Below are 25,466 nucleotides of genomic sequence, written 5' to 3'. Positions count from 1 at the left end.
ATCGGCGAGCGAAGATCGCGGCCCGTCGCAAAACTGAAATGCCAGGCGACTAGAGGCCGCGCAGGGCGTGCGGTCGTGCGCCGTTTCAGCGACGTGACATGCAGGTGCCATCCATCAGGTCCGCCCCGCGCCGGGCAGCGACACATTCGGTTACGGCGAACCCGGGCTTCGGGCGTGAGGCGCGGTTGCTGGGCTATGCCAGCGGCAATTTCGGCAAGAATCTGGTCTTCGCCGGGGCCGACGTCACATTTCTTTACCTGCTGACCGACCTTTTCGGGCTGCCGGGCTCGGTGGCGGGCCTGCTCATGCTGGTTGCGCTGGCGGGCGATCTTGTTTTCGACCTGCTGGCAGCGCTGCTGGTCATTCGCCTGCGCCGCGCGGGCAAGGGCTACCGCTGGCTCATTCTGGCGGGCGCGATACCGGGAGGCACGGGTTTCGCGCTGCTCTATGCGCTGCCGGCGCTGGGTGCGGAGCGGGTCTGGATGGTCGCCGCGGCGCTCCTGCTGTTTCGCGGTGCCTATGCCGTGATCGATGTACCGCACAATGCGCTGATGGCGCGCATGACGGTGGACAGCCGCGCGCGCGGCAGGGTGTCGGGATATCGCCTGTTCTTCAGCACGACCTCCTCCCTGACGGTCGCCTCGCTGCTGATGCCGACCGTCCAGCAGGCGGTGGCGACGCGCACGCTGGATCTTCTGGCCATGACCGGCTGCCTGGCGGGCCTGCTGTTCGCCATGACCATCGCCTTTTCGGCCTGCGCCTCGGGGAACGACACAAGCGCCGAAGGCGGGCACGACGCGGGGGAGCATGACCAGGGGCGCCAGAGCGACGGCGACGGTATCGCCGTGCCTCTGCGGGAAGGGATGGTCGCCGGCATGGGCGTGCTCGCGCTCATCACCGGCTTTGCCGTGCCGACGTTCGAGCGGATGCTGCTTTACATGGGCACATACGTCTTTCACCGGCCGGAGATGGTCAGCACGCTCCTGATCTCCGTGACGCTGGGACAGTTCCTGGGCGTACTGCTCTGGACCCCGCTGACCGGCCGCTACGACAAGAGCCGGTTGCTGGGGACGGGGCATCTGCTTTGCGCCGCAAGCCTGGCGTGCTTCGGTCTCTGCATGGCCTGGCCGCCCGCGCTACTGGCTTGCGGCGTGCTGATCGGCATCGCCTTCACATGCGTCTTCATGCTGCCCTGGGGACTGCTGGCCGATACGGTGGATTTCGTGGCCTGGAAGCGGGGGCGCCGCTACGAGACCGGGCTCTTCGCCTTCTATCTGGTGATCGTGAAGGCAGGCGGCGCGGCCGCGAACGGGGCCATCGGATGGTGTCTCGGCAGCCTTGGCTACACGCCGGGGGCGGAGCAATCGGCACTGGTGCGCGCCGGTATCCTGACGCTGGGCCTGGGCGTGCCCATTGCCGGAAGCCTGGCCGCGGTTCTGCTGCTCCGCCGCTTCGATATCGGTCATGCCCGCCACGCCCGCCTGCTTTCCGCCCTGTCGGCCGGGCGGACCGGCGCGAGAGAGCCTGGACAGCAGAGGGGATGCCCGGTCGTTCCGGTCAGGCGCCCGCTTGCGCCGGTGCCGAGCCGGTTTCCGGGTCGTAGGCCGGGTTGGCCGGATCGAGCGGCGAAGGCTTGAGCGGGACGGGCTTCACCGCGCTTTCGGCCCAGGCACGGCAGATCATGTCGCGCAGCATCGCCGCGCCCTTGGCCGTGCGTGCGTAGACGAGTTCGCGCACGTCCTTGTCCTTGAAGTTCGCGAAGCGGTCGCGCTTTTCCAGGACATAGACCTGTTCCATGTGACTGGCCGCCTCGTCGAGATAGGCGAGGACGGCGTCGAACATGTCGCCCTCCCGGTGGCCGGCGGCGCCGATGCGGGGGGCGATGTCCCCGGTGGTCAGGGCCATGCCGTCCACGAACTCGCTTTCGAACCGGCCGTGGATCGTGCGGTCACGCGTGTAGCCCTTGGGATTGTCACCCCGCCAGCCGTCGCTGTTGACCGAATCGTGCAGCGGCTGCGCGCCGTCGCCAATATAGTGGCCGAGGCGGATCACCTGGAAGGCGCAGTGCTGTTCGGCAAAGGCGGTCGCCTTGCCCTCGGCGCGCAAGGCACGGATCTGGCGCATGCAGGCGATCAGACGTTCATACGATTCCATCGCGGCATAGGGAAGCGTCCCGGTCCAGCGGACATTGGTGCGCTGGGCGGTCAGCGGATCCTTGTCCTTGATCGCCTCGTAATGCTTGTAGAGCGCGATCACGAAAGCATAGCGCGACCGCGGGATCGGCTTGAGGAAAGCGAACTGTTCCTTGAACCAGCCGTGGTTCGGATCTTCCTCGATCTTGGAGAACGGCTCGCTATCCCCGCGCCAGCCGTCCGGAAGGGAGGCGGAGCCGGCGATATAGTCCACCTGTTTGCGCAGGAAGACGGGGCCATCGTCCGGGATCGCCTCGATGGCCGCGCGGTCGATCACGGCATGGGCGGTCCCACCCCAGGCGAGAGCCGCATTCGGGTGAAGCGCAGCGGGGAAAACGGCGGCGGCTAGCGCGGCGAGAACGAAGGGGCGCATGTCGGGCTCCGGTCGAGAAAGCGGGGGTCGAGAAGGCGGGGATCGAGAAGGCAGGGGTTGAGAAGGCAGGGGTCGAGAAGGCGGAAAATCAGGGATCGAGCGGGTCGCGCGGATCGATCCGGGCCGACTGCGACGATGGGCGGAATTCCAGCTCGGTCGGCGAGACGCGTCGTCCGACTTGGCCGGGCTGGTAGCCCAGTTCGGCAAGATTGCGCTGGACGAAAGCGGGGCTTTCGATCGAGGCGCTCTGGCCGGGGTTGCAGACGATCACCGTATCCTTGTCGAGCGGCGCGCCAATGGCCATCAGCAGGCGCGTGGCATTGCGCAAGTTGGTGGTGGTGTGGCGGGCGTAAGGCTCGATGACGATGGCCTCAGCCGGCACGCCGTAGCGCTCGATCAGCGCCTTGCGCATCTGCTCCGCCTCCACGAAGCGGGTGGCGCGGGGATGGGCGCGGCCGCCGGTGACGATGATGAACGGCACGTCGCCGGCCGCGAAACGGCTGGCGGCAAGGCGCAAGTGGTACTTCCCGAAGGGGCTGACCGCCATGTCGTCCACTTCCGGACCCACGCCGGTGACGATCATCGCGCTGTAGCGGTAGCGTTTCCAGTCGAGACTTTTGGCACGCTTCATGGCCGGGGCGTTGAGGCCGCCCATGAGCGGTTCGAAGCCGATGGCGTCCGTCCGGTCGCTGCCGTCGAGCAGGGCGAGCGCGAACTCGATGCTGGGGTCCAGCGCCTGGACCGAAGATGCGCGCGGGGTCTGGGCCAGCCATGCCGCGGCCTGGAGCCGGGCGCGGGCTTCCTGCGGGTCGATCGTGCCTGCACCGTCGATCTGCGGATAGGCGGGTACCTGACCGAGACCGAACGTTCGCACGATGGCGTTGACGCCGGCGATCTCGCGCGCGGCCTGGGCCGCGGTGCCGTCATCCGCTCTGCCGAGGTTGGCCGGCTGGACCGCCGCGCCGGAGAGCGCGGCGCTTTCGGCCGGCGTCCAGATCATGGCCTGGGCCAGGCAGCCGAGGTCTGCCGCGCAGGCTTCGCGGCGTTCCTGGCGGGCGCGCAGCATCGCGGCGACCTCGGGCCTGGCCATGAGCGCGGCCATCGCCGAAGTGTCCTGGCCGAGAGCCCCGAGCAGGGGGAACAGCCGGTTGGACAGGGCTTCTGCCTGGACGTCGCGAACCGCCCCGGCCGAAGCCGGGACGGAAGCGAGCGAGAGCATGGCGGCAGCGACGAGCGGCGCCGCCATCCGGTACGCTTTTACGCGCATTACCAGGACTTGCTCACGACCAGGCGGAAGTTGCGGCCGAAGATCGGGCGGCCGTAGATCGCTTCCGCGCTGCCCTGGCCGGCCAGCGAGTCGGTGCGGGTATTGCCTTCGGTCAGGCCATGGGCGTTGAACAGGTTGTCGCCCACCACCTGAAGCTGCCAGGTACCGTGCGAGACCGTGAAGCCCGCGCCGATCGTGCCATAGGCCGGCAGCGCGGTGTTGTTGTAGAGGTCCACGAAGCGCTTGCCCATGTAGGTGTAGCGTCCATAGACCGAGATGTCGGTGTCGTCGGTAGAGAAGTTGAAGCTCGGACGGATGTTGCCGTAGACCTTCGGCTGGCGGACGATCTGGTTGCCTTCGGCCTGCTCCGGATCGGCGCCGGTGGCGCTCTGGAAGTTCTTGTACTTCGGATCGCTGACCGTGAGAGCGCCGTTCAGCGTGAACCACGGGGTGACCGACCAGGCGCCGTCGAATTCGATACCCTTGACTTGCGCTTCGCCGATGAAGGGTACGTTCACGTCATTGCGGCCCGTGGTCGGATCGAACGCGAGGAACGAGGCGTTGAGCGGGTCGAAGTTGGTGTAGAACCCGGTCACGTAAAGGTACGAACGGCCCGAGGCGAACTTGAGGCCGGCTTCGAACTGGTCGGCCACGGTGGTGATGATCGTCGGGTTGATGCTCATCACGGTCTGGACGTTCGGCGGCGTCTCCAGGTGCGAGGCGCGGCCGTAGACGCCGATATTGCTGGTGAAGTCGTAGTTGGCGCCGACCGTCCAGTTGGTGACGTTGGGCTTCAGCTTCTGGTTCAGGATCACGCCGGTGAAGGCGCGGGTCGTGTCGTCGGCCAGGGTGGTCGCATCGCCCAGGTTGATCTGGGTGGTGAGTGCGGCCCAGCCCTTGTAGCTGTAGCGTTCGTGGCGGATGCCGGCATCGATGCGCAGGCCCGGCACGATTTCCCAGGTGTCGTTGGCATAGACCGCGAACATCTTGGCGTCGGAATCGCCCTGGTTGAGCGTGGCGGCGTAGTTGAGCACGCCGTTGTCGGTAACGCGGCCCACAACGGCGCCGGCAGCGTTGTAGCCGACGAGGTCCAGGGTGCGCGGTTCGCCCGCCACTTCGATCAGGTAGTTCTGATAAAGCGTGCGGCTGTCTTCGCCATAGAGGCTGCCGTAAAGGCCCAGCTTGATGTCATGGCTGCCGATGCCCGTCTCGAACTGCTTGGCGACCGAGAGATTGGCCTGGCCCGAGTAGAACTTCGAGTGGATGTCGCGGTACTGGCCCTGCATGACCAGGCCCGAGGCCGCATAGGGATCGTAGACGGTGCTGGTTCCGGCCAGCACATAGCCGAAGCGCGTGGCGCCGAAGGCAGCGCCGCCGGAGCGGTTGAGATAAGTGTTGGCGAAAGCATTGGCGTCGACCGGGTTGGTGGTCGAATAGAACGCGGTGAAGTCGTTCTTGCCCTGGGTATAGCCCGCCGCGGCCGTGACCAGCCAGCCGTCGAAATCGCCTTCGTAGTGAACGCCGAAGTTCAGCATCTGCATGTGGCGACCATCCGACAGGTCGCTGTTGCGGCTCTGCACGACACCGTTGCCGTCGCGGTACTTCAGGTTGACGTGGCGGAACGCCGGCGAGTTCATCGTGCCGTCGAAATAGTCGATGTACTGGTTCAGCGATTCGCCGGTCAGCGGGTTGTTGGTCGGGATCGGCAGGTAGAAGACGTTGTGATCGTTGACGTAGTTGACGTTCAGCTTGATGAAGCCGTTGTCCATTTCATGCTTGATATTGGCGCGGATCTGGCCGCCCTTGTCGTTGGGGAAGCCGTTGTCGCGGTAGCCGTCATGATAGCGCATGAAGCCGCCGATCGCGTAGTAGGTCTTCTCGCCCAGCGGGCCGGCCTGATAGGCGTCGAGGCGGTAGAGGCCGGTATCGCCCAGCGTCACTTGCGCCTTGCCGCGCGCCACGTCGCTGCCGGTCACGGTGATGGCGTTGATGATCGCGCCCGAGTAGCTAGCGTAGACGGGGGCCGGGCCGCCGCGGACCACTTCGACGCGGTCGGTCATGAGGTCCTGTTTCAGGATCGCGTCGCCGCGGAAGAACACGCCGTCGTTCTCGTGGAACAGCGGCAGGCCGTCCTGCTGGAAGCTGACGAAGCCGCCGTCGTTGGGCAGGCCGCGGATGCGATAGATGTTCTGCACTTCGCCGCCGGTGATCTCGGTCTGGAAGCCGGGCAGCTGGCCGATCAGGTCCGCGAAGTTCACGGGCGCGATCTTCTGGATGTCTTCCTGCGAAACGGTGTTGATCGCGTAGGACACGTCGAAGCGGCGCTGGGCGCGGGTCGAGCCGGTGACGATGATGTCGTCGGACGAGGAGGACTGGTCGTCGGCCTGAGCCGGAGCGGTGGACGCGGCAGCCGTCTGGGCGGCGGCCGGAGCAATGAATACGGTGCAGACGGCGGCCAGCGCCGTGCCGGAAGCGAGAATGCTCTTGAGCATTGGAAGGACCCTCATTTCGTTGATGCCGCCTTTCTAGAGGCGACGCGCAAGCCCCTTGACGGCTGAAGATGACGCTTTTAATTATTATTCGTGAAATAATTAATTATGACAGTTTCGCGGCAGTGCCCGAAGCCTGGAGCCGATCGCCATGCATTTGCCTGCCCTGGAAAAGGATCAGCGAAGGATCGTCCAGGAATTGCGCAAGGCCGGGGCCTTGTCTCGCTCCGCCCTGGCCAGCCGGCTGGAGATAAGCCCGGCGGCGCTTACCAAACTGTCGCGGACGCTCCTGTCTATGGGCGTGGTCGAGGAACTGGACGACCCCGCCCATGCCGCGCGCGGACGTCCTGCCGTGCCGCTGAAACTCGCCTCGGGGGGCGGCTATGCCGTGGGCGCCACGGCGCACAAGGGCATGCTGGACATCGCGCTGGTCGATTTTGCAGGCGGCACCATCGCTACGCATCACGAAACGATCGAGCCCATCGATCCCCGCCAGTTCGCCCGCAAGGTGCGCGAAGTGACGCATGATCTCGTCAGCCGTCACAATCTGCTGGGCCGCCGCATGCTGGGCATGGGCGTGGCCGTTCCCGGCCCGGCGCTCTCGACTACCGGAGACAAGTGGAGCGTCGTGGATGCCTTGCCCGGCTGGCGCGGTTCACCGCTGCGCCAGATCCTGTCGAGCGAGCTGGGCTGGCCGCTCTGGCTGGAGAACGATGCCAATGCCGCGGCGCTGGCGGAATTCTACCTTGGCGGCCTGCTCCGGGACTTTTCGACGGTCGTCGTCCTGCTGCTCGGTTATGGCATAGGCGCCGGGGTCATCGTCGACGGGCGGCTGGTGCGGGGGCAATACGGCGTGGCGGGCGAAGTGGGATGCCTCTTCCCGATGGATCGCCCCCGGCCGAGCCCTCTCGATCTGCTCGCCTGCCTGCGGGCGGATGGCTGCGCAATCACGTCGGTGTCCGAGATCGATCCCGCCGCGCCGGAACAGCGCAGCACCATCGAGAGCTGGATGGACCGGGCGGCGGCCCAGCTCGAAGTGGTGTGCAATACCGCCTTCGCCTGGATCGATCCGGGCGCGATCGTGCTGGCCGGACCTTTGCCCTCCGTCATCCTGAATGGCCTGCAGGACCGCCTCAGGCAGGCGCCGCTGGTCCAGACCGTGGAAAGTCGCCGGCCGCCGGTGCGCGTCTCCGGCGTGGGCGGATCGCCGATCACGCTGGGAGCGGCGCTTCTGCCGATCCATGCTTTCGCGGCGCAGGAATGAGGGCAGGCTTCGGACCGGCGGAGCAACTCCCGGAAATCTCGTGAATTTGCCTGTGCTCTTTGCGCCTTCGCGCAAGGCCAAGGGACCGGGCATGGCTTCGGTCTGGTCGCTTGCGGCAATGTGTCCTGTCTCTCGGCGAAGTAACGCAAGGAATTGCGGGGCGATCGATTGACCCCCGCCGCGCTCCTCCCCACGGCTTGGGGACGGGACCGAAAGCTCGGCCCGAAATCGAAAAGCGTATCGGGGAAGGCTCTGGCCTGACCGGCGACGGTGGCGGGGCTCACCCCCGGATCGGCGGCGTCCCTGCGCGATGGAGGAGGGTGTGCCATGCCTGTTATGCGATCATCGACGAAGCGACCGGCCTTGCGACGAAGCGCGGGCGCGCTGGCCATGGCAGCGGCCTGTGCCGCGCCCGCCGCCCTGGCCCAGGCTGCAGCACCGACGGGAACGCAAGCCTCCCCCGATCCCGCGACCGCCCCGCAAGATTCATCGCATGGCCTGCAGGAAATCATCGTCACGGCCCAGCGCCGCGCTGAAAATCTTCAGGACGTGCCAATCGCGATCACCGCCGTGACCTCGGCGGCGCTCGGCTCCGCGGGAATCGCGGAAACGAATACCCTGACCCAGGCGATACCGGCGGTGCAGTTTTCGCGCTCGGGTGCGAGCGGCCTGTTCTTCGTGCGCGGCGTGGGCACGACCAATGCCTCCATCGGCGATGAGGGCTCGAACGCCTTCTACGTCGACGGCGTCTACATGCCGGACCTTTCCAGCACGGTCATGCAGTTCAACAACATAGACCGGGTGGAAGTGCTGAAGGGGCCGCAAGGTACGCTCTTCGGGCGCAATGCCTTCGGCGGGTTGATCCACGTCATCACCAAGGAGCCCGGCGATCGCTTGGAAGCGACGGCGCAGGCCGGCTATGCGAACTACGACACCATCCAGGGCCAGGCCTACGTCGGCGGCCCGGTTTCGGAAAACATCAGCGCGGACCTGGCGCTTACCGGCTACGACCAGCGGGACGGCTGGGGGCGCAACGTCACGCTGGACCGGGACATCAAGAAGATGTGGTACTGGGGCGCCCGCTCCAAGATCGTGATGCGGGCGAGCGATGCCGTCAAATTCGTGCTGGGCGGCGATTACTACCGGACGAACGACAATACGGCGATCGGCTGGAGCGTGGATGAGGACTACCTCGTCGTCGGCGGCATCCGGTCTATCGGCAGCATGGATACCGCGTCGAACAGCTATTCGCTGACCAAGCTGGAGAATTGGGGACTGAGCCTGACGGCGGACGCCGATCTCGGCTTTGCCAGGCTGACGAGCATCAGTTCCCTGCGGGACAGCACCAATCGTTCGGACTTCGATGTCGATGCCACCCAGGTCCCCTACCTGCATATCGGCTTCACATCGGGCTCGCGCGCATACCAGCAGGAGCTGCGCCTGGCATCGAACGAGACCGATCCGCTCAGCTGGCAGATCGGCGTGTTCTATCTCCATTCCAAAGTCTACAACCGCTCCCAGCTTGCGGGACTGGCGCTGGGCGGGATCAACACCGGCCAATATATCGACGCGACCCTCGACACCGATTCCTACGCCGCATTCGGCGAAGTGACATATGCGCTGACGCCGACCACCAAGCTGACGGGCGGTGTCCGCTATACCAAGGACAAGCGCCAATTGGGCGGCGGCTATGCCGCGCTGGTGAACGGTGTGGCGGGCACGCTCATCCCGGTCGACGACGAGATCAGCTACGGCAAGTTCACCTGGCGCGCTGCCCTGCGGCAGGAACTGACGGAGGACGTCAGCGTCTATCTCTCCTACAACCGCGGGTTCAAGGCCGGGACGTACTCGCTGCAGAACCCGCAGCTTCCGCCAGTGCTGCCGCAATATATCAACGCTTACGAGGCCGGTGTGAAGTCGGAGCTGTTCGGCCGCGCGCTGCGGCTCAACGCGGCGATCTTCCACTACGACATTTCGGACTATCAGGTCCGCTCCGCCGCGGTGGGCACGCTGGGCACGGCAGCGCTGCTCAATGCCGCGTCGGTGAAAGTCGACGGGCTGGATGTCGATTTCGAGGCGGCGCCTGCCCAGGGCATCCGCATTTTCGGCGGCTTCACTTGGCTCAATTCCCGCTTCCACTACTTCGGCCCTACCGAGACACTGGCGGGCGCGCCGTTCATCTATCCCAATCCCGCGATCTGCAATGCGCCGGGCACCAGCGTTCCGGGTACGGTCACCGGGCCGCAGGTGGGCGGTTTCCGCACCTGTTTCGGAGACGCCTCCGGCTTCCAGACGCCCACCGCGCCGGACTTTTCGGCCAGCCTGGGCATGAGCGCGACAGTGCCGATCGACGAAATCCAGGAACTGCGGGTCTCGGTCATGGGCAGCTACAACAGCGGCTTCCCCTTCGAGACGGACGGCGTGCTGCGGCAGGATGAATACATGCTGCTCAACGGTTCGGTGGAGTACCGGCCAAGCGAGCATTGGGGGCTGGAGTTCTGGATGAAGAACCTGTCCGACACGAAGTATTTCCAGCAGAAGATTTCCACCGGGCTGGGCGCCACCACCGCGCGGGCGGCACCGCGCACATATGGCGCCACGCTGCGTTTCACTTACTGACGGGCTTTCGCAGGGGGAGGGCCGCGCCGGCTACACTGCCGCGCGGCCCTTTCGCTCTTGCCCCTTCCGAAGCGAGGCTCCGCATGTCGAAGGGCGAGGAGGATGCCTGGCCGGCCTGGCCGGTTGACAGCGGAGCCGCCGGGCCGCAGTGCTCTGCCATACGCGCTTCGGGCGCCGTACCGGCATGGAGCTAGGCTTGCCCATCGATCTAGAGGCGCTATTCTCACTTTCACCCAATCCCTACATCGTCCTCGACCGCGATCTCAAGATCGCGTGGATGAACGAGGCTTACCTGAAGGCCACGATGCGCCGCCGGGAAGAACTGATGGGGCAGGGCGTGTTCCAGGCTTTCCCCAGCGAACCGGGCAGCGATAGCTACGAGATGATGCAGGCCTCCTTCGCGCGCGTCCTGGCGACCGGCGAGAAGGACGAACTGGCCCTCATCCGCTACGACATTCGCGGCGACGACGGCACGATGGAGCGCCGCTACTGGAGCGCGACCCACACCCCTCTGGCAGGTCCGGACGGCGAAGTGGCCTTCATCCTGCAGCACACCGTGGACGTGACCGAGCTGCACGGCCTGCGCAAGCTGCGGGACGAGATGCACGTCATGGACCAGGCGCGCGCGGTGCAGGCGCGCAACCGCGATCTCGCCGCCGAAAGCCAGAGGATCAGGACGATGTTCGACCAGGCGCCGGGCTTCGTGGCGATCGTCGAAGGGCCCAGCCACGTCTTCACCATCGCCAACAATGCCTACCGCCGCCTGATCGCCCAGCGCGACATCGTGGGCAAGACGGTGGCCGAGTCCCTGCCCGAAGTGGTGGACCAGGGCTTCGTCGATCTGCTGGACGAGGTCTATCGCACTGGGGAGCCCTATATCGGCCGCGATGTGCGCGTGGCGCTGGCCAGCGAGGAAACCGGCCAGCTTGAGGATCGCTACCTGGACTTCATCTACCAGCCGATCTTCGACGAGGAAGGCAAGGTCGGCCAGATCTTCGTGCAGGGCCAGGATGTCAGCGAGGAAGTGGCCGCGCTGGAGCGGCAGCAATTGCTGATCGACGAACTGAACCACCGCGTGAAGAACACCCTGGCGATCGTCCAGAGCCTGGCCACCCAGTCGTTCCGAGACATCGAAACGGCCGGCGACGCGCGCCAGATCTTCGATGCGCGCCTGCGGGCCCTGGCCCTGGCGCATGACCTCCTGACCGAGCGAAGCTGGCAGCCTGCCGAACTGGCCGCGACCGCGCGCGCAACGGTGACGGCGGCAGTCGGCGGCGCGATCGAGCGCGTCACGATTTCCGGGCCAAAAGTGCTGCTGGCGCCGCACACTTCGGTGTCCATGGCCCTGACCCTGCACGAACTGGCGACCAATGCCGTGAAATATGGCGCGCTCTCGGACGGGGAGGGGCGCATCGCCCTGGCCTGGCATCTCGAAGCGGAGGGGGACCTAGAGCGGCTCGTCATCGAATGGACCGAGCGGGACGGGCCGCCGGTCGGTCCGCCGCTGCGCCGGGGATTCGGCACGCGGCTCGTCGAACGCAGCTTCGTGGCGGACAAGGGGCTTTCGGTGCTCGATTTCGCCCCCGGCGGGCTCCATTGCCGGATATCGCTGGTCCTGCCGAAGACCGACGAAGCCGAGGAAAGCTGAACCGCGTCGGCGGCGGCGCTTGAGGCAACGCCGTCGACTGAGCTCAAGCGGCCGGGTTCAGACCATCGTTTCCGGCCGCACCAGACGGTCGAAAGTGGCGCCGTCTACCAGGCCGAGTTCCAGCGCGGCTTCGCGCAGGGTCTGCCCTTCGGCATGGGCATGCTTGGCGATCTTGGCGGCATTGTCATAGCCGATTTCGGGCGCCAGCGCGGTCACCAGCATCAGCGAGCGCTCCAGCAATTCGGAGATCCGGGTGCGGTTCGGCTCGATACCGTCCACGCAGCGTTCCGCGAAGCTGGTCATGCCCGTGGCGAGCAGTTCGATAGAGCGGATCACCGCCGCGCCGATCATCGGCTTGAACACGTTCAGCTCGAAAGCGCCCTGAAGGCCGCCGACTGTTACGGCCTGGTGGTTGCCGATCACCTGAGCGGAGACCATCGTCAACATCTCGCACTGGGTGGGATTGACCTTGCCCGGCATGATCGAACTGCCGGGCTCGTTCGCCGGGAGATCGAGTTCGCCCAGGCCGGATCGCGGGCCGGAGCCGAGCAGGCGGATGTCGTTGGCGATCTTCGTCAGCGCGACGGCCAGGGTCGACAAGGTGCCGGAAAGCTGGACCAGGGCGTCGTTGCTGGCGAGGGCTTCGAACGTGTTCGGTGCCCTGACGAAGGCCTTGCCGGTCTGCTCGGCCAGATTGGCGGCGATATCCTCGCCGAAGTTTTCCGGCGCGTTGAGTCCGGTGCCGACGGCGGTGCCGCCCTGCGCCAGACGCAGCACGCCCTTTTCGGCGTCGCGGATCCGCTGGTAGGCATCGCGGAGCTGTTGGACATAGCCGGAGAACTCCTGGCCCAGTGTCAGCGGCGTGGCATCCTGCAAATGGGTGCGGCCGATCTTGACGATATCCGTCCAGGCCTTGGCCTTGGCATCGAGCGACGCGGTCAGCCGGTCCAGTGCGGGCACCAGCTCCTCCTCGATCGACACGACCGCCGCGACATGCAGCGCGGTGGGGAAGCTGTCATTGGAGGACTGGCCGCGGTTAACGTGATCGTTCGGATGGACCGGGCTCTTGCCGCCGCGCTGGCCGGAGAGGATCTCGTTGGCGCGTCCGGCAATCACTTCGTTGACGTTCATGTTGCTCTGGGTGCCGCTGCCGGTCTGCCAGATCACGAGGGGGAATTGCGCGTCCAGCTTGCCCGCAACGATTTCACCGGCGGCCGTCTCGATGGCGTCTGCCAGCTTGGCGTCGAGGCCGTGCGCGCGGTTGGCACGGGCGGCGGCCAGCTTCACCCGGGCGAGGGCGCGCACGATCGGCAAAGGCATGCGTTCGGAGGCGGCAAAGGGAAAGTTCTCGATGCTGCGCTGGGTCTGGGCGCCCCAATAAGCCTCCGCAGGAACTTCGATTTCACCGATGCTGTCGGACTCGCGACGAATATCCATGGCCGTAACCGTCTCCTCGTTGCCGGACCGCGCTATCTGGCCCGTGTTGAACCTAGGATCTCCCCCCGAGGGGTTCAATGGCGGCGAATCAATGCACCGCTGGGAGACCATGGCCGTTGTTTGAGGAAAAGCATATGCGAAGCATTAGCAATTATCGCTTAAGGTTCGGCGGTTTCCGCATGAGCCGGTTCTCGTCCTGACGGGCAGGGTCAGGTGTGCATATTGCGCCGACGGTGTAATACCGTATACGATCCTGGTTTCCATTCCTTGCCGAGGTCCTATCCCATGTCGCTTGCTGCTCGTCGTGCCCGTATCTGCGGATTGATGTTGGCGGGCTGCGCGGCAATCGTTTCCGGGGCGGTGATTGCGGCGCCGACGCGGGCAGACCTGGAACGGTCGCTGGCATTGCGCGAAAGCTGGCAGTATCTCACCCGCGACGTGTCCTGGCCCGCGCACTGGACGCCGGACGGAACGGCCTTTTCCTATCGCAAGACCGTGGAAGGCGGCTTCGCCTTCGAGACTGTCGAAGCCGTTTCGCAGAAGCGCAGCGCCGCGTTCGACCAGCAGCGCCTGGCCGCGAGCCTGACCGAAGCGCTGGGCCATGCGGTCGCCCCGCTGCGGCTCCCTTTCGCCGAGTTCGATTATGCAGGCGATCGGCAGACCATACAGTTCTGGCTCGACGAAGAGGGCTGGCGCTGCAAGCTGACTGACTACACCTGCCAAAAGCAGGAAGACCCGCGCCGTCCGCGGGGTTTCGGCGTGGTGCGCGATCTCTCGGTACCGGCGGACAATCATCCGCGCCTTTCGCCGGACGGCAAGTGGGAAGCCTTTGTCCAGGATGACAACCTGGTGGTCCGCGCTGCGGGGACATTGGAGGTCGTTCGCCTCAGCAGCGATGGTTCGTCCGGCAATTTCTATGATCCCGAGACGATTGCCTGGTCGCCCGACAGCCGGCACCTGATCGCTTATCGCGTGCGTCCCGGTTTCGCGCGCCATGTCCTGCGCGTGGAAGCGGCACCGAAGGACAAGGCGCAGCCGGGCCTCCAGACGCAGCTCTATCCCAAGCCCGGCGATGCCATCGACGAGGAGCAGCCGGTGCTTTTCGACATTGCTGAGAAGCGGCAGACCGTGGTCGACCCGGCGTTGTTCCCCAATGCCTACGAGCTTTCCGGGGTGCGCTGGCGCGCCGACGGCAAGAGCGCCGAATTCGACTATGTCCGCCGCGGTTTCGGGCAGGCACGGATCATCGCGGTCGACGCTGCCAGCGGCGCGGCCCATGCCGCCGTCACCGAGGATGCGAAGACGTTCGTCTATGCCGACCGCCGTTTCTCGCACGACGTGAAGGGGCTGGGCGCCGAGATCGTCTGGGCTTCGGAGCGCGATGGCTGGAACCACCTCTACCTGATCGACGGCCGCACCGGCAAAGTGAAGAACCGCATCACCACCGGCCAGTGGGTGGTGCGCGACGTGGTGAAGGTGGACGACGAAAAGCGGCAGATCTGGTTCGCCGCCAGCGGCATGACCGCTGGCGAGGACCCCTATTTCCGCCACTATTATCGCATCGATTTCGACGGCCGGAACCTCACCCCGCTCACGCCCGAGCGCGCCGATCACACCGTCAGCTTCTCTCCCGACATGCAGTTCTACGTCGATACTTACTCGCGGGTGGACCTGCCCAATGTCAGCGTGCTTCACCGTACGAGCGACGGCGCGCCGATCATGGAAGTGGCCAAGGGCGATATCAGCCGCCTCGCCGCCGCCGGCTTCCACGCGCCCGAAGTGTTCACCGCCAAGGGCCGTGACGGCAAGACCGACATCTGGGGGCTCGTCGTCCGGCCGCGCGATTACGATCCGGCGAAGAAATATCCGGTGATCGAGAACATCTACGCCGGCCCGCACGACAGCTTCGTGCCCAAGAGCTTCTGGCCCTTCGGTTACCATTCCGGCGGCGACAAGGTGATCGGCATGCAGGCGTTGGCCGACCTGGGCTTCATCGTCGTGCAGATCGACGGCATGGGCACTGCCAACCGGTCCAAGGCTTTCCAGGACGTGGCATGGAAGAACCTCCAGGATTCGGGCTTTCCCGACCGCATCCTCTGGCACAAGGCTCTCGCGGCGAAAGACCCGGCCTACGACATCGGCCGCGTCGGCATCTACGGCGCTTCGGCGGGCGGGCAGAGCACGCTCAACGCGCTGCTGTTCCATGGCGATTTCTACAAGGCCGGCGTCGCCATGGCGGGCTGCTACGACAACCGCATGGACAAGATCAGTTGGAACGAACAGTGGCTGGGCTGGCCGGTGGACAAGAGCTATGCGGATGCCTCCGGCGTCGACAATGCCGCTCGGCTCCAGGGCAAACTGTTCATGATCGTGGGCGAGCAGGACAGCAATGTCGATCCCGCCTCGACCATGCAGGTCGCCGATGCCCTCATCAAGGCGGACAAGGACTTCGACCTGCTGGTGGTGCCGGGCGGCGAGCACAGCGTCGGGCGGTCGACCGGCCCGATCGATTATGTGACGCGCCGCCTGTCCGAGTTCTTCATCCGCAGCCTGCAGTGAAGCTGCACTGGCTGGCTTCGTTCCGCTCGGAATGATGGACCCGGACTGGACACCGCCTCAGGCTCGGCGCGGTACCTCAGCGGAGCGGCGATAGGGCGGTCACCACGCCGCCCTATCGCGCCCCCTCGCCGGCCAGATCAGTCGGCGTCCTTGGCAGGCGTGTCGTCGGCCGAGACGAAGCCGTCGTGGTTCGTGTCGTGGCGCAGGAACATGCCCCAGCCGGTGGCGGCGAATTCCGCCGGGGAGATGCTGCCGCTCTTGTCGCTGTCGAGCACGCCGAAGCGCACTTCGGCCTGACGGAGCTGGCGGGTACGCTCTTCGGCGCGGTCCTTTTCGGGGCGCTGCGCCAGTTCGCGCTCCAGGCGCTCCCGGTAGTCGCCGACATATTCGTCATGCGAGAGCACGCCGTCGCGGTTGCGATCCATCCGGGCGAATTCGGCGTCGCGGCCGCGCTGGAACTCTTCCTTGCTGACCTTGCCGTCGCCGTCGAGATCCTGCTCCTTGATGAAGGTGGCGAGATCGTGGGAGGCAGCATGGGCCGCCGTGCTGCCGGCGAGGGTCGCGGCGATCAGGGAGGCCGCGCAGATGGCCGTCTTCATGGTATTCATCCTCAGTTGGTAACCGAATAAGTCAGGGCGTAAGTGTAGCTTCGCGCGGGCTGCGCGCCCATCACCCCGACGCGGTGGCGGGTCATCGCAAAGTAGAGACCAGGTTCCGGCGCGGTAATGGTGAAGCGTCCGCGGGCGTCGCTGGTGATGATCGGCAGCCTTCGGTTCTCGACCTGCCCGGCGCGGGCTTCTTCCACTTCGACATCGGCATTGGCGAGCGGCTTGCCGTCGAACAACAGCTCGAATTCGGCGGGCTGTCCCGCGCGAATGAGCGACGGGTGGGTCAGCGCGCGATATTCGATGCCCTTGCCGGAAGGCGCGAGTGCGGCATCTCCGGGCTTGCCGCGCGTCACATAGGCTTCGGCCTTGGTCACGCTCTGCATGTCGACCGGGACGACGCCGGCAGGAAGCGGCCGGTTCGGCGCCACGAATTCCCATGTGCCGTCGATCAGCGCGGCCTTGGCGACGCGGCCCTGCCGCTCTCCGCTGGTCAGGCGGTAAGTGCCGTCAGCGGGCAGCGGGGCTTCCAGGATCACGAGATCGCGCAGGGCCACGGGTTTCAGCGGCACGGCCTTTCCGTCCGGTCCTACCAGGTGAAAGTCATCGGACTGCATGGCGACGGTCGGCACGAAGACGTGCTCGCTGAAAGAGGCTTCCACGGTGACGTGATCCTCCTTGTCGAGCGCGAAGCCGTTGGGCAGCAGGTAAGGCGAATGGGCAAGGGCCGGCGAAGCCACAAGAGTGACGGCGGCGAGACTGCCGAGGATAGGGGCGATCGTGCTGAAGCGGTGAGAGAAGGGCATCGGGTCTTTCTCGATGATAGGCATGGCGAACTCTTGGCCATATAATCTAATGCGAATCAATAGCGATAATTGTATCCGGAGAGCAATATCGCCGTGCGGTTGCGGCATCCCCGGCAGCGGCAGGCAACTCACCCGCCCGGCCATCTGCAATGAAGTTTGACCGCAAGGATCGGATCGCTATCGCCGGGCTATGAGCTTAGGCGCTGCCCGATGATCGAAAGCACGTACTTTTCCGAGGACGCCGCCGCCTGGGCGAATGCCGAGACCCAGCTCGACAGCGAAGGATGGGCTTTGCTCCCTAGCCTCCTGGATCCAACCGAATGTGCGCGGATCGCGGCGCTTTACGATGTTTCCGGCCCGTTTCGCAGCCACATTCACATGGCGCGGCATGGCTTCGGGCTGGGGGAATATCGCTATTTCGCTTATCCCTTGCCGGATCCGGTGCAAGCCTTGCGCCAGGCGCTCTACGCCCGCCTGGCGCCGCTTGCGAACCGCTGGAACGAGCGCATGGGCCTGACCACCTGCTTCCCGCCGGACCACGAGAGCTTCATCGCCCGCTGCCATGAGGCCGGCCAGCGCCGTCCCACGCCGCTGCTGCTGCAATACGGGCCGGGCGACTATAATTGCCTCCACCAGGACCTTTACGGCGAACATGTCTTTCCGCTGCAGGTAGCGGTCCTGCTGTCCGCGCCCGGCCGGGATTTCACTGGCGGAGAATTCGTCCTGACCGAGCAGCGACCGCGTATGCAGTCGCGGCCGATCGTGGTGCCGCTGGCTCAGGGCGATGCGGTGGTCTTCGCCGTCAACAATCGGCCGCAGCGCGGATCGCGCGGGGACTACCGCGTGACCATGCGGCACGGCGTTTCCAAGCTGCATTCCGGCAAGCGGCATACTCTGGGGATCATCTTCCACGATGCAGCCTGACCTGTTCGCCGAAAGCCGCGAAGCCATCCCGCTCGGCCCCGGCGCCGTGCTGCTGGGCGGTTTCGGACTGGCCGAGGCTTCCCTGCTGCTTGCCGAGATTCCCCGCCTCGCGGCTATTTCACCGTTCCGGCACATGACGACCCGCAGCGGCGGGCGTCTGTCGGTCGGGATGTTCAATTGCGGCGAGACCGGGTGGGTCAGCGATCGCAAGGGCTACCGCTATCAGCCGCTCGATCCGGAAACGAGGTTGAACTGGCCGCCCTTGCCGCCGGCCTTCCTGTCGCTGGCCGGGCGTGCCGCAGCCAGGGCGGGATATGATGGCTTCCTGCCCGATGCCTGCCTCGTCAACCGGTACGATGCGGAGACGCGCCTCTCGCTGCACCAGGACATGGACGAGCGCGACCGGGAGGCGCCGATCGTTTCGGTGTCGCTGGGGCTTTCGGCCAGCTTTCTCTGGGGAGGCCTCGCGCGCGGTGACAAAGTGCGGCGGCACCGCGTGCACCATGGTGACGTGGTGGTCTGGGGCGGGCCCTCGCGACTGGTTTTCCACGGACTGGACAGCGTGGAGCGGGGGCACCATCCTGAGACCGGACCCTGGCGCTACAACCTAACATTCCGGAAAGCCCGATGCCGAGAGACCTCGTGACCGAAACGATCCACCGCTGCCGCTGGGCCGAGGGCGATGACCGCATGCGGGCCTATCATGACGAAGAGTGGGGCGTGCCCATCCGTGATTCCCGTGCGCTTTGGGAAAAACTGGTGCTGGACACGTTTCAGGCGGGGCTGTCGTGGCGAACGATCCTTCACAAGCGCGATGCCTTCCGCGCCGCTTTCGAGGGCTTCGATCCCCTTCGCATCGCCGCCTATGGGCCTGCCGAGATCGAGCGGCTGATGGGCGATGCCGGTATCGTCCGCTCGCGCGCCAAGATCGAGGCGACTATCCGCAACGCCCGCGGCTTTCTGGACATGCAGGAGCGGGGCGAGGATTTTTCGGCTTTCGTCTGGTCCTTCGTGGACGGCGATCCTGCCATGGGTGACGGGACCGGCAGCGCGGCGCGGTCGGCTGCGGGCGATGCGCTGTCGGCGGCGCTCAAGAAACGGGGCTTTGGCTTCGTCGGCCCGGTGGTCGTCCATGCCTGGCTGCAGGCGGTGGGCGTGGTCAACGACCACGAGACGACGTGCTTTCGCAGGGACGCAGTGGCAGGCGCGCAGATTTCTTGACTTTGCCCGGATCGGGGCTTATCGGGCCAGGTTCACCGATCCACCAGATTTTATACGGAGTGCCCATGGCGCGCGTTACCGTCGAAGATTGCGTCGACAAGATTCCCAACCGCTTCGATCTGGTCCTTCTTGCCGCGCAGCGCGCGCGTGAGATTTCGGGCGGTGCGGAACTCACCCTCGAGCGCGATCGTGACAAGAATCCGGTCGTCGCCCTGCGCGAAATCGCCGAGGAAACCGTCACCCCTTCGATCCTCAAGGAAACGCTGGTCACCTCGATGCAGCGCGTCCTGCCGGACGACGACGACGAGATGGACGAAATCGGCTCGCTCAGCCAGTCGGCCGAAGCCCTGCGCATCACGGCCTCGGCTCCGACCCGCAACACCTCGCTGGGCGGCGACTACGACGGCTGATTTTCCGGGCTGACCGGGAAACCGGATTCAGCCCTTTCAGTCGATCCTGCGGCATTTTCGGCCCGCGCTTCCTTCCGGTTCTCCCATGCAGTGCAGACTGCGGGAGACCGGATGAAAGCGCGGGCCGTGCCCGTTTGGCTGGGTGGCCATTCGTTCCGTTCGAATGCCCTGGGCCATAATGCCAAGGTTCGCGGTTGACGGATGGGCCGTGACGGGCAACGATCTCCGCGTGGCTGGAAAGAAGAACAAGTTGCCCCGGATCGCCGGCGGATCGGTGCGGGCGCGGATGCTGTCGGCAGCCGCGCGTGAGGACGAGGATGAGGGGCCACGTCCGGAAAACAGCGCAACGATCGCCATCTACAGCGTGAAAGGCGGCGTCGGTAAAACGACGTTCGCTGCCAACCTGGCCTGGTGTTCGGCGCAGGACGGGCATTCGACCTTGCTCTGGGACCTCGACGCAGCGGGCGGTTCCGGGTTTCTCTATGGCCTCGAACCCAAGGGTTCGGGACTGGCCGAGGATGTCTTCTCGCGCGATCGATCGCCTACGCGCCTGATCCAGCGCACAGCCTGGGACGGGATCGACGTTCTTCCTGCAGACGAAAGCATTCGCGCGCTTGACGCCCAGCTGGTGCGCATCGGCAAACGTCGGCGCCTGGCCAAGCTCACGGAGGAACTGGCCGGAAACTACGCCCGGATCGTGCTCGATTGCCCTCCGGTGATGAACGAGCTGTCCGCGCAAGTGGTCCGCGCGGCCGATCTGGTGATCGTGCCGCTGCCGCCATCGCCGCTTTCGGCACGCGCCTTCGATCTGGTCGTGCGCGAGATTGCAGGCAATACCCGGCGTCATCCGCCGATCCTGCCCGTGCTGTCCATGCTGGATCTGCGGCGCGCCCTTCACAAGCAGGCGCGCGACGCCAACCCCAATTGGCCGACCGTGCCTTATGCCAGTGCGGTGGAACAATGCGCGGTGCACCGCCAGCCCGTCGGCGCGCATTCCCCGCAAAGCCCCGCGGCGCAGCAGTTTGCCCGGCTGTGGAATGCCATCGAAGCCAAACTCGCCGAGCGGCGGGTCTGACGCGGGCTTCTCTGGAACGACTGTTCAGGGCGGCGACAACGCGGTAGGTTCATCGGCGTTTCAGGGGGAAACGCATGAACGGGATCTCGGAAAGTCTCGCGGAAATCGGCCAGGGCACTTTGACTGCCTCTGCCGTGGACCCGGCGCAAGGGAGCCAGGGCCATACGCATGAGACGGCCTGCCTCAATTGCAGCACGCCTCTGATCGGTACGCATTGCCACGCTTGCGGCCAGGCGGCCCATGTCCATCGCAGTCTGGGCGCTTTCTTCCACGACCTGCTGCACGGCGTGTTTCATTTCGAGGGGAGGATCTGGCGGACGCTGCCGATGCTCGCCTGGCGGCCGGGGCGGCTGACCCGCGAATATATCGACGGACGGCGCGCCAGCTATGTCTCGCCGATCGCGCTGTTCCTGTTCAGCGTGTTCCTGATGTTCGCGGTCTTCCACGCGCTCGAAGGCAGTGAGGGCGGCGAAACGCCGGCCGTTCGGAGCGGCGATCTCGACAAGGCGATCAGCGGCACCGAGGCCGAACTCGGCGTCCTGAAGGCACAGCGGCAGAAACTGAAGGACGGCCGTGCCGATACGGGCGACTTGGACCGCCGTATCGACGGCAGGGAGCAGGCGCTGGAGGCGATGAAGGACACCCGCTCCGCCATTGCCGAAAATATTCCCGATACCCGGCGGTTCAGCGATTTCCACCAGATCGATAAGGCCATCAGGAAGTTCAAGAAGAACCCCGAACTCGCCGCCTACAAGCTTCAGACTTACGCCTATAAGTACAGCTGGGCACTGATCCCGATTTCTGTGCCGTTCCTGTGGTTGCTTTTCCCGTTCAGTCGGCGGTTTCACCTCTACGACCATACGGTTTTCGTCACTTACTCGCTCTGTTTCATGACGATGCTGGTGATTCTCGGCATGGTGATGGACTGGCTCGGCGCCAATGCACTGCTGGCCGTGCTGTTCTTTCTCCCGCCGATCCACATGTTCAGGCAATTGCGCGGGGCTTACGGCCTTGGCCGCTTCGGCGCATTGTGGCGTACGGTGCTGCTCGTCTGGTTCTCCTCGACGGCGCTGATCATCTTCTTCGTGATGATCATGGCACAGATCAGCCTCTGATCGGTCAGGATGGGCTTTCGGTGAGCGCTCTGGCCCGGCGGGTCTGCTTGAGCGTCAAGGCGACCATGATCCGCGTCGAGCGGATCGCGAGATCCAGCAAGCGACCGCGCGGCTCTTCGCAGGGGAGGGCGGCGGCGCGGGTGGCCGGTCCTTCCAGCAGAGCCACCATCAGCCGTTCGTCCGAGGAGAGGCTATGCGACCTGCCCACCCGGAACGGGCGGCCGAGCGCGCCTTCGAACAGGAGGCAGAAGCTGTCGATCACCGGCGCCAGCACGACGCAGTCCAGCGTGTCCAGGCACGAGGCGAGGGACGGCTGTGTGGGGCGATCCTGTCCGCGAGCGTGCCGCCAGCACCGCGCCGCATCGACCAGCACGCTCGGTGGCAGCATGGCCGAGAGGTGAGCAGGTGCGAGCGGAGCAGGTGCAGGCCGGATTGGTGAAGGCCGGATTGGTGAAGGAAAGTGGAAGGTCATCGTCAGGCACTCCAGATCGCCAAATCAATGCTATTGCAAATCATTCGCAAATACCAGCCTTAACTTTCCCTTCCCGATGTCGTTCGCTTCGGGCTTCGATCCGGCGAGGCGAAGGCGGCGGATCGGGCCGCCTTCGCCTCGCCGTTCAGAACCGGGTGTTCCCGCCCGAGCGCTGCTGGCCTCCAGGAGGTCCCGTGAAGAAGAGCTTGCGGAATGTGATCTGGAAAGCCCGGCCTACCGGGTCGAGGTAGTAAGGCGAATAGGCCAGCGGCGTATTGCCGTTGCCGTCCCGCACTTTCTGGCGCGCATCGAACAGGTTGGCGACGGAGAATGTCACCCGCGCCCCGCGCAGGAAGGGTATCTTGTCCACCAGCTTGGGCTGCTGACCCAGGTCTGCAAAGAGGCGCAAGTCGAACTTGGCGAAATCCTCGAAGCGGAGTTGGGTGGTGGGATAGCCGTCCACGCCGTCGACCGTGGTGCCGCTCTGCCAGCTGCCGGTGAGGCGCAGGCCCAGGCCGCTCTGGGAATAGCCGCTCTGAAGTTCCAGCTTGTGGCGCGGCGTGCCGCCGCTGCTGGCGCCGATCGTGCCGCCGTCGAGCAGATCGATCTCGGGTTGCCCTTCGCGCAGCACGACGCGGTCCGAGAAGACCCAGGTGTGATAGAGCGAGAACGTCAAGCGTCCGCCGCGTCCGCCGCCACCGCCGAACCCGCCGCCGCCGAAACCACCGCGACCGCCGAAACCACCGCCGCCCGGGCCGCGTCCTTCGCCGCCACTCCGCCCTTCGCCGCCGCCGGCCTCCGTCCCGCCGCTGTTGCCGGGAGCGCTCGCCGCTGCATCGGGCGAGGCGCCGCCCGGCGCGTCACGCCCGGCTGCGGCGGTGTCGCCCTCGCCGGGCGGCGGCGGCGGCGCGTCGTTGTCACCCCCGCGGCGACCGGGAAAGCCGTTCGGGAAGCGCTTGCGCATGCTTTCGCGCATGGCATCGATCTGCGATTGCGGCGTCTTGAGCGACTTCGTGAAGGTGATGCCCATGCGCAGCTGGGACTTGTCCTCGCTGGCGATGTTGATCGGTCGCAAGTCCACGGCGACCAGTTCGCCGTCGGCATCGCGGGCGAAGCGTTCGGGGAAGGCCGCGACCACGGCCGGGGTCGCGCCGGGCAGGGCGGTCACCTGATTGCGCTGCCAGGTGCGATTATAGTCGAGGTTGAGCGTGATGTTGGGATCGTTCAGCCGGAACGTCCCGCCCAGTCTGAAATTGCGCATGCCCGCCGCCTTCAGGTCGGGATTGCCGCCGGTCACTGCCGTCACCCGCACGGATTCGCCGCGCGTATAGTCGAAGATGTCGACATTGGCCGTAGTGATAACGGCGCCGCCGAGCTGTGCGGCCGTGGGGGCGTTCTGGTCGTCGCGGTAGCTGGCGATCAGGCTGAACTGGCTCGTGGGGTTCCAGGTCAGGCCGCCGCCGAACGTGCGCAAGGTCCCGAAATCGCCGATCTGGCGCACGGCGGCATTGGCGTTGAGCGAGATCCGGCCCGCACCCGGGAACAGCGGCACGGCGCGGCTGCTGAGCGGAATGTCGATGTTGATGGAGGCCTCGCCCTGGTCGCGGCCGACGCTGGTGGGCTGGGAGATGCCGAGGCGGGTCACCGTGCCGTCCGAACGGTCGAGATTGCCGCCCAGTTTCATCGTCGTGTTCACGGCGCCCGCGGGCAGTTGCAGGGGCGAGGTGGTGGCGACGAGGTTGAGTTCGGCGCTGTCGGTGGAATTGCGCGTCTGGTTCACCGGCAGGAAGTCGAGGAATTCCCCGGCGACCGGCAGCGAGGGATCGGCCAGCGGATCGCCCGCGGCTACGGCTGCAGCATAGTCGGCCAGGTTCAGCGGCCGCTGCTGGATCGAGCGGGTGTCGCTGTGGTCGTAGTTGCCGATTACGCTCCACTGCCATTTCTGGGTGGTGCCGTTCAGTGTCAGCCCGAGGTGGCCGGTCTGGGTGCTGTTGCTGTTGCGCAAGGGCGAAAGCCCGTCGACGGTCGGCAGGAAGGTCTCGTCCGCGGTGCCGCTGGCATAAGGGCTGCCGCCGGGGATAGTGACGTTGGGCACCGCGCTACCGCGCAAAGCCTGGGTGTCGGTGGTGGTGGCCTCGCCGTTGAGCGTGGCGATCCAGACATGGGATAGCGGCTTGGCCCAGGTTCCGGTGAGCGTCAGCGCTTCCAATTCCGGGCGAAGCGTGCGGTTGTTGCCGTCGCCGCCGCTTGTGGCCAGGCCGCGCTGGGCCTCGGTGATCGGATTGGCGTGCGAATAGTTGGCGTCGATATTGACGCGTTCGCCGCGGCGGATCGCCAGGAAATCGCCCTTGGTATTGACGCCCAGGCCGTCCCCCTGGGTGCCCAGCTTGCCGCCGCCTTCGACGGCGAAGGCGCGGAAACGCTGCCGCAGGATGATGTTGACGACCTTCTGAGTGGCCGAATAACCGTACTTGAGGGCCACTTCCTCGGGCAGGATCTCGACGCGCTGGATCGCCTCGGTCGGGATCGTTCCAACTTCGCGGAAGCTGGCGATGCGACGGCCTTCCAGCAGCACGACCGGCGCACCGCCGCCCGCGCTCTCGGTTTGCGGCGCCAGTTCTTCGAGCAGCTCGGTGACACTGGAAACACCCAGGGCGCGCACGTCGCCGGCATTGAAAGTCACTTCGGGCGCGATATCGCCGATCACCGAGCCGCGCGGTTTCTGCCCTGCGACGACGATCTCGAATTCTTCGCCGCTTTCTTCGGGGGCGGTGTGGACCGGAGCGCTCGTTACAGGAGCGCTCGTAACAGGGGCGCTCGTCGTGGGAGCATTCGCCGCAGGTATATTCGTCGCAGGTGTTTGTTGGGCCGGTGTGGACGTCGAATTCGCGGCAGTGCCGGAAGTCGATTGCGCATGAGCAGAGACGACAGGCCATGCCACCAGGGCGGCCGACGCCAGCAGACCGAAACGGAGTCGCACCACTTTCGTA

19 protein-coding genes are annotated in these 25,466 nt (G+C 65.8%); 11 read left to right on the top strand and 8 right to left on the bottom strand.

Annotated features, from left to right (window positions below; all coding sequences use genetic code 11):
* Positions 1-104: 104 nt before the first annotated feature.
* Positions 105-1,637, top strand: a complete 1,533-nt coding sequence (locus tag ACZ1J6_RS04970; RefSeq protein ID WP_465127056.1) for an MFS transporter — start codon at positions 105-107, stop codon at positions 1,635-1,637.
* Here ACZ1J6_RS04970 and ACZ1J6_RS04965 read toward each other — a convergent pair.
* The 3 genes from ACZ1J6_RS04965 to ACZ1J6_RS04955 all read right to left on the bottom strand — a co-directional run bounded on the left by ACZ1J6_RS04965 (position 1,558) and on the right by ACZ1J6_RS04955 (position 6,324).
* Positions 1,558-2,565: a phospholipase C/P1 nuclease family protein gene (locus tag ACZ1J6_RS04965; RefSeq protein ID WP_431567657.1), complete on the bottom strand. Its 1,008-nt coding sequence runs from the start codon at positions 2,563-2,565 to the stop codon at positions 1,558-1,560. The two genes, ACZ1J6_RS04970 and ACZ1J6_RS04965, sit on opposite strands and share 80 nt — an antisense overlap.
* 88 nt (positions 2,566-2,653) lie before the next feature.
* Positions 2,654-3,832, bottom strand: coding sequence for a YdcF family protein (locus tag ACZ1J6_RS04960; RefSeq protein WP_431567656.1), 1,179 nt, complete (start codon positions 3,830-3,832; stop codon positions 2,654-2,656).
* Positions 3,832-6,324 carry a TonB-dependent receptor gene (locus tag ACZ1J6_RS04955; RefSeq protein ID WP_431567707.1) on the bottom strand — a complete coding sequence of 831 codons (2,493 nt, stop codon included), beginning with the start codon at positions 6,322-6,324 and terminating at the stop codon, positions 3,832-3,834. The genes ACZ1J6_RS04960 and ACZ1J6_RS04955 overlap by 1 nt, the downstream gene beginning before the upstream one ends.
* 148 nt (positions 6,325-6,472) lie before the next feature.
* Here ACZ1J6_RS04955 and ACZ1J6_RS04950 point away from each other — a divergent pair, with 148 nt between their 5' ends.
* From ACZ1J6_RS04950 to ACZ1J6_RS04940, 3 genes are all read left to right on the top strand, one after another.
* Complete coding sequence (locus ACZ1J6_RS04950; protein ID WP_134095609.1) at positions 6,473-7,585, top strand: ROK family transcriptional regulator; 1,113 nt, start codon at positions 6,473-6,475, stop codon at positions 7,583-7,585.
* Positions 7,586-7,948: 363 nt separating this feature from the next.
* On the top strand, positions 7,949-10,204 hold the full coding sequence (locus tag ACZ1J6_RS04945) for a TonB-dependent receptor (RefSeq protein ID WP_465127055.1): 2,256 nt from the start codon (positions 7,949-7,951) through the stop codon (positions 10,202-10,204).
* Positions 10,205-10,400: 196 nt separating this feature from the next.
* On the top strand, positions 10,401-11,852 hold the full coding sequence (locus ACZ1J6_RS04940) for a PAS domain-containing protein (protein ID WP_243841176.1): 1,452 nt from the start codon (positions 10,401-10,403) through the stop codon (positions 11,850-11,852).
* A gap of 57 nt (positions 11,853-11,909) precedes the next feature.
* On the opposite strand, the gene fumC is transcribed toward ACZ1J6_RS04940, so the two are convergent.
* The gene (fumC, locus tag ACZ1J6_RS04935) at positions 11,910-13,289 is read right to left on the bottom strand and encodes a class II fumarate hydratase (protein WP_431567654.1); all 1,380 of its coding nucleotides are present in this window, start codon (positions 13,287-13,289) and stop codon (positions 11,910-11,912) included.
* A gap of 285 nt (positions 13,290-13,574) precedes the next feature.
* Between fumC and ACZ1J6_RS04930 the strand changes: the two genes are divergently transcribed.
* A complete protein-coding gene (locus ACZ1J6_RS04930) occupies positions 13,575-15,848 on the top strand; it encodes a S9 family peptidase (protein WP_465127054.1) in 2,274 nt (757 codons plus the stop codon).
* A 137-nt stretch (positions 15,849-15,985) separates the two neighbouring features.
* Here the strand turns inward: ACZ1J6_RS04930 and ACZ1J6_RS04925 are convergent, their stop codons facing one another.
* Positions 15,986-16,447, bottom strand: coding sequence for an EF-hand domain-containing protein (locus ACZ1J6_RS04925; protein ID WP_132265869.1), 462 nt, complete (start codon positions 16,445-16,447; stop codon positions 15,986-15,988).
* A gap of 11 nt (positions 16,448-16,458) precedes the next feature.
* Positions 16,459-17,283 carry a DUF4198 domain-containing protein gene (locus ACZ1J6_RS04920; RefSeq protein ID WP_431567652.1) on the bottom strand — a complete coding sequence of 275 codons (825 nt, stop codon included), beginning with the start codon at positions 17,281-17,283 and terminating at the stop codon, positions 16,459-16,461.
* Between the two features lie 186 nt (positions 17,284-17,469).
* Between ACZ1J6_RS04920 and ACZ1J6_RS04915 the strand changes: the two genes are divergently transcribed.
* The 6 genes from ACZ1J6_RS04915 to ACZ1J6_RS04890 all read left to right on the top strand — a co-directional run bounded on the left by ACZ1J6_RS04915 (position 17,470) and on the right by ACZ1J6_RS04890 (position 22,004).
* Positions 17,470-18,183 carry a 2OG-Fe(II) oxygenase gene (locus tag ACZ1J6_RS04915; RefSeq protein WP_431567651.1) on the top strand — a complete coding sequence of 238 codons (714 nt, stop codon included), beginning with the start codon at positions 17,470-17,472 and terminating at the stop codon, positions 18,181-18,183.
* Entirely contained in the window at positions 18,173-18,829 is a 657-nt protein-coding gene (alkB, locus tag ACZ1J6_RS04910) for a DNA oxidative demethylase AlkB (protein ID WP_431567650.1), read from the top strand. The genes ACZ1J6_RS04915 and alkB overlap by 11 nt, the downstream gene beginning before the upstream one ends.
* Positions 18,811-19,404 carry a DNA-3-methyladenine glycosylase I gene (locus ACZ1J6_RS04905; RefSeq protein ID WP_132265861.1) on the top strand — a complete coding sequence of 198 codons (594 nt, stop codon included), beginning with the start codon at positions 18,811-18,813 and terminating at the stop codon, positions 19,402-19,404. Before alkB ends, ACZ1J6_RS04905 begins: the two co-directional genes overlap by 19 nt.
* A 65-nt stretch (positions 19,405-19,469) precedes the next feature.
* Positions 19,470-19,814, top strand: coding sequence for a DNA-directed RNA polymerase subunit omega (gene rpoZ / locus ACZ1J6_RS04900; protein WP_132265859.1), 345 nt, complete (start codon positions 19,470-19,472; stop codon positions 19,812-19,814).
* A 286-nt stretch (positions 19,815-20,100) separates the two neighbouring features.
* Positions 20,101-20,889: a ParA family protein gene (locus ACZ1J6_RS04895; protein ID WP_431567706.1), complete on the top strand. Its 789-nt coding sequence runs from the start codon at positions 20,101-20,103 to the stop codon at positions 20,887-20,889.
* Positions 20,890-20,963: 74 nt separating this feature from the next.
* Positions 20,964-22,004, top strand: a complete 1,041-nt coding sequence (locus tag ACZ1J6_RS04890) for a DUF3667 domain-containing protein (protein ID WP_431567649.1) — start codon at positions 20,964-20,966, stop codon at positions 22,002-22,004.
* Between the two features lie 4 nt (positions 22,005-22,008).
* Here ACZ1J6_RS04890 and ACZ1J6_RS04885 read toward each other — a convergent pair whose 3' ends face one another.
* A complete protein-coding gene (locus ACZ1J6_RS04885) occupies positions 22,009-22,392 on the bottom strand; it encodes a hypothetical protein (protein ID WP_431567648.1) in 384 nt (127 codons plus the stop codon).
* 229 nt (positions 22,393-22,621) lie between these two features.
* Positions 22,622-25,183, bottom strand: coding sequence for a TonB-dependent receptor (locus tag ACZ1J6_RS04880; RefSeq protein ID WP_465127053.1), 2,562 nt, complete (start codon positions 25,181-25,183; stop codon positions 22,622-22,624).
* Positions 25,184-25,466: the final 283 nt, after the last annotated feature.

It is taken from the genome of Novosphingobium sp. BL-S-21 (assembly GCF_055521655.1).
Note: the sequence above shows the minus strand (reverse complement) of the source record. Positions and strands in the feature narration are given on the sequence as shown.

Excerpts from the sequence above, each read along its gene's own strand:
- ACZ1J6_RS04905 (WP_132265861.1), top strand. The coding sequence starts at position 18,811 with ATGCCGAGAGACCTCGTGACCGAAACGATCCACCGCTGCCGCTGGGCC.
- ACZ1J6_RS04915 (WP_431567651.1), top strand. The coding sequence starts at position 17,470 with ATGATCGAAAGCACGTACTTTTCCGAGGACGCCGCCGCCTGGGCGAAT.
- ACZ1J6_RS04930 (WP_465127054.1), top strand. The coding sequence starts at position 13,575 with ATGTCGCTTGCTGCTCGTCGTGCCCGTATCTGCGGATTGATGTTGGCG.
- alkB (WP_431567650.1), top strand. The coding sequence starts at position 18,173 with ATGCAGCCTGACCTGTTCGCCGAAAGCCGCGAAGCCATCCCGCTCGGC.
- ACZ1J6_RS04890 (WP_431567649.1), top strand. The coding sequence starts at position 20,964 with ATGAACGGGATCTCGGAAAGTCTCGCGGAAATCGGCCAGGGCACTTTG.
- fumC (WP_431567654.1), bottom strand. The coding sequence starts at position 13,289 with ATGGATATTCGTCGCGAGTCCGACAGCATCGGTGAAATCGAAGTTCCT.
- ACZ1J6_RS04925 (WP_132265869.1), bottom strand. The coding sequence starts at position 16,447 with ATGAAGACGGCCATCTGCGCGGCCTCCCTGATCGCCGCGACCCTCGCC.
- ACZ1J6_RS04965 (WP_431567657.1), bottom strand. The coding sequence starts at position 2,565 with ATGCGCCCCTTCGTTCTCGCCGCGCTAGCCGCCGCCGTTTTCCCCGCT.
- ACZ1J6_RS04950 (WP_134095609.1), top strand. The coding sequence starts at position 6,473 with ATGCATTTGCCTGCCCTGGAAAAGGATCAGCGAAGGATCGTCCAGGAA.
- ACZ1J6_RS04960 (WP_431567656.1), bottom strand. The coding sequence starts at position 3,832 with ATGCGCGTAAAAGCGTACCGGATGGCGGCGCCGCTCGTCGCTGCCGCC.
- ACZ1J6_RS04955 (WP_431567707.1), bottom strand. The coding sequence starts at position 6,324 with ATGCTCAAGAGCATTCTCGCTTCCGGCACGGCGCTGGCCGCCGTCTGC.
- ACZ1J6_RS04885 (WP_431567648.1), bottom strand. The coding sequence starts at position 22,392 with ATGCTGCCACCGAGCGTGCTGGTCGATGCGGCGCGGTGCTGGCGGCAC.
- ACZ1J6_RS04895 (WP_431567706.1), top strand. The coding sequence starts at position 20,101 with ATGCTGTCGGCAGCCGCGCGTGAGGACGAGGATGAGGGGCCACGTCCG.
- ACZ1J6_RS04920 (WP_431567652.1), bottom strand. The coding sequence starts at position 17,283 with ATGCCTATCATCGAGAAAGACCCGATGCCCTTCTCTCACCGCTTCAGC.
- rpoZ (WP_132265859.1), top strand. The coding sequence starts at position 19,470 with ATGGCGCGCGTTACCGTCGAAGATTGCGTCGACAAGATTCCCAACCGC.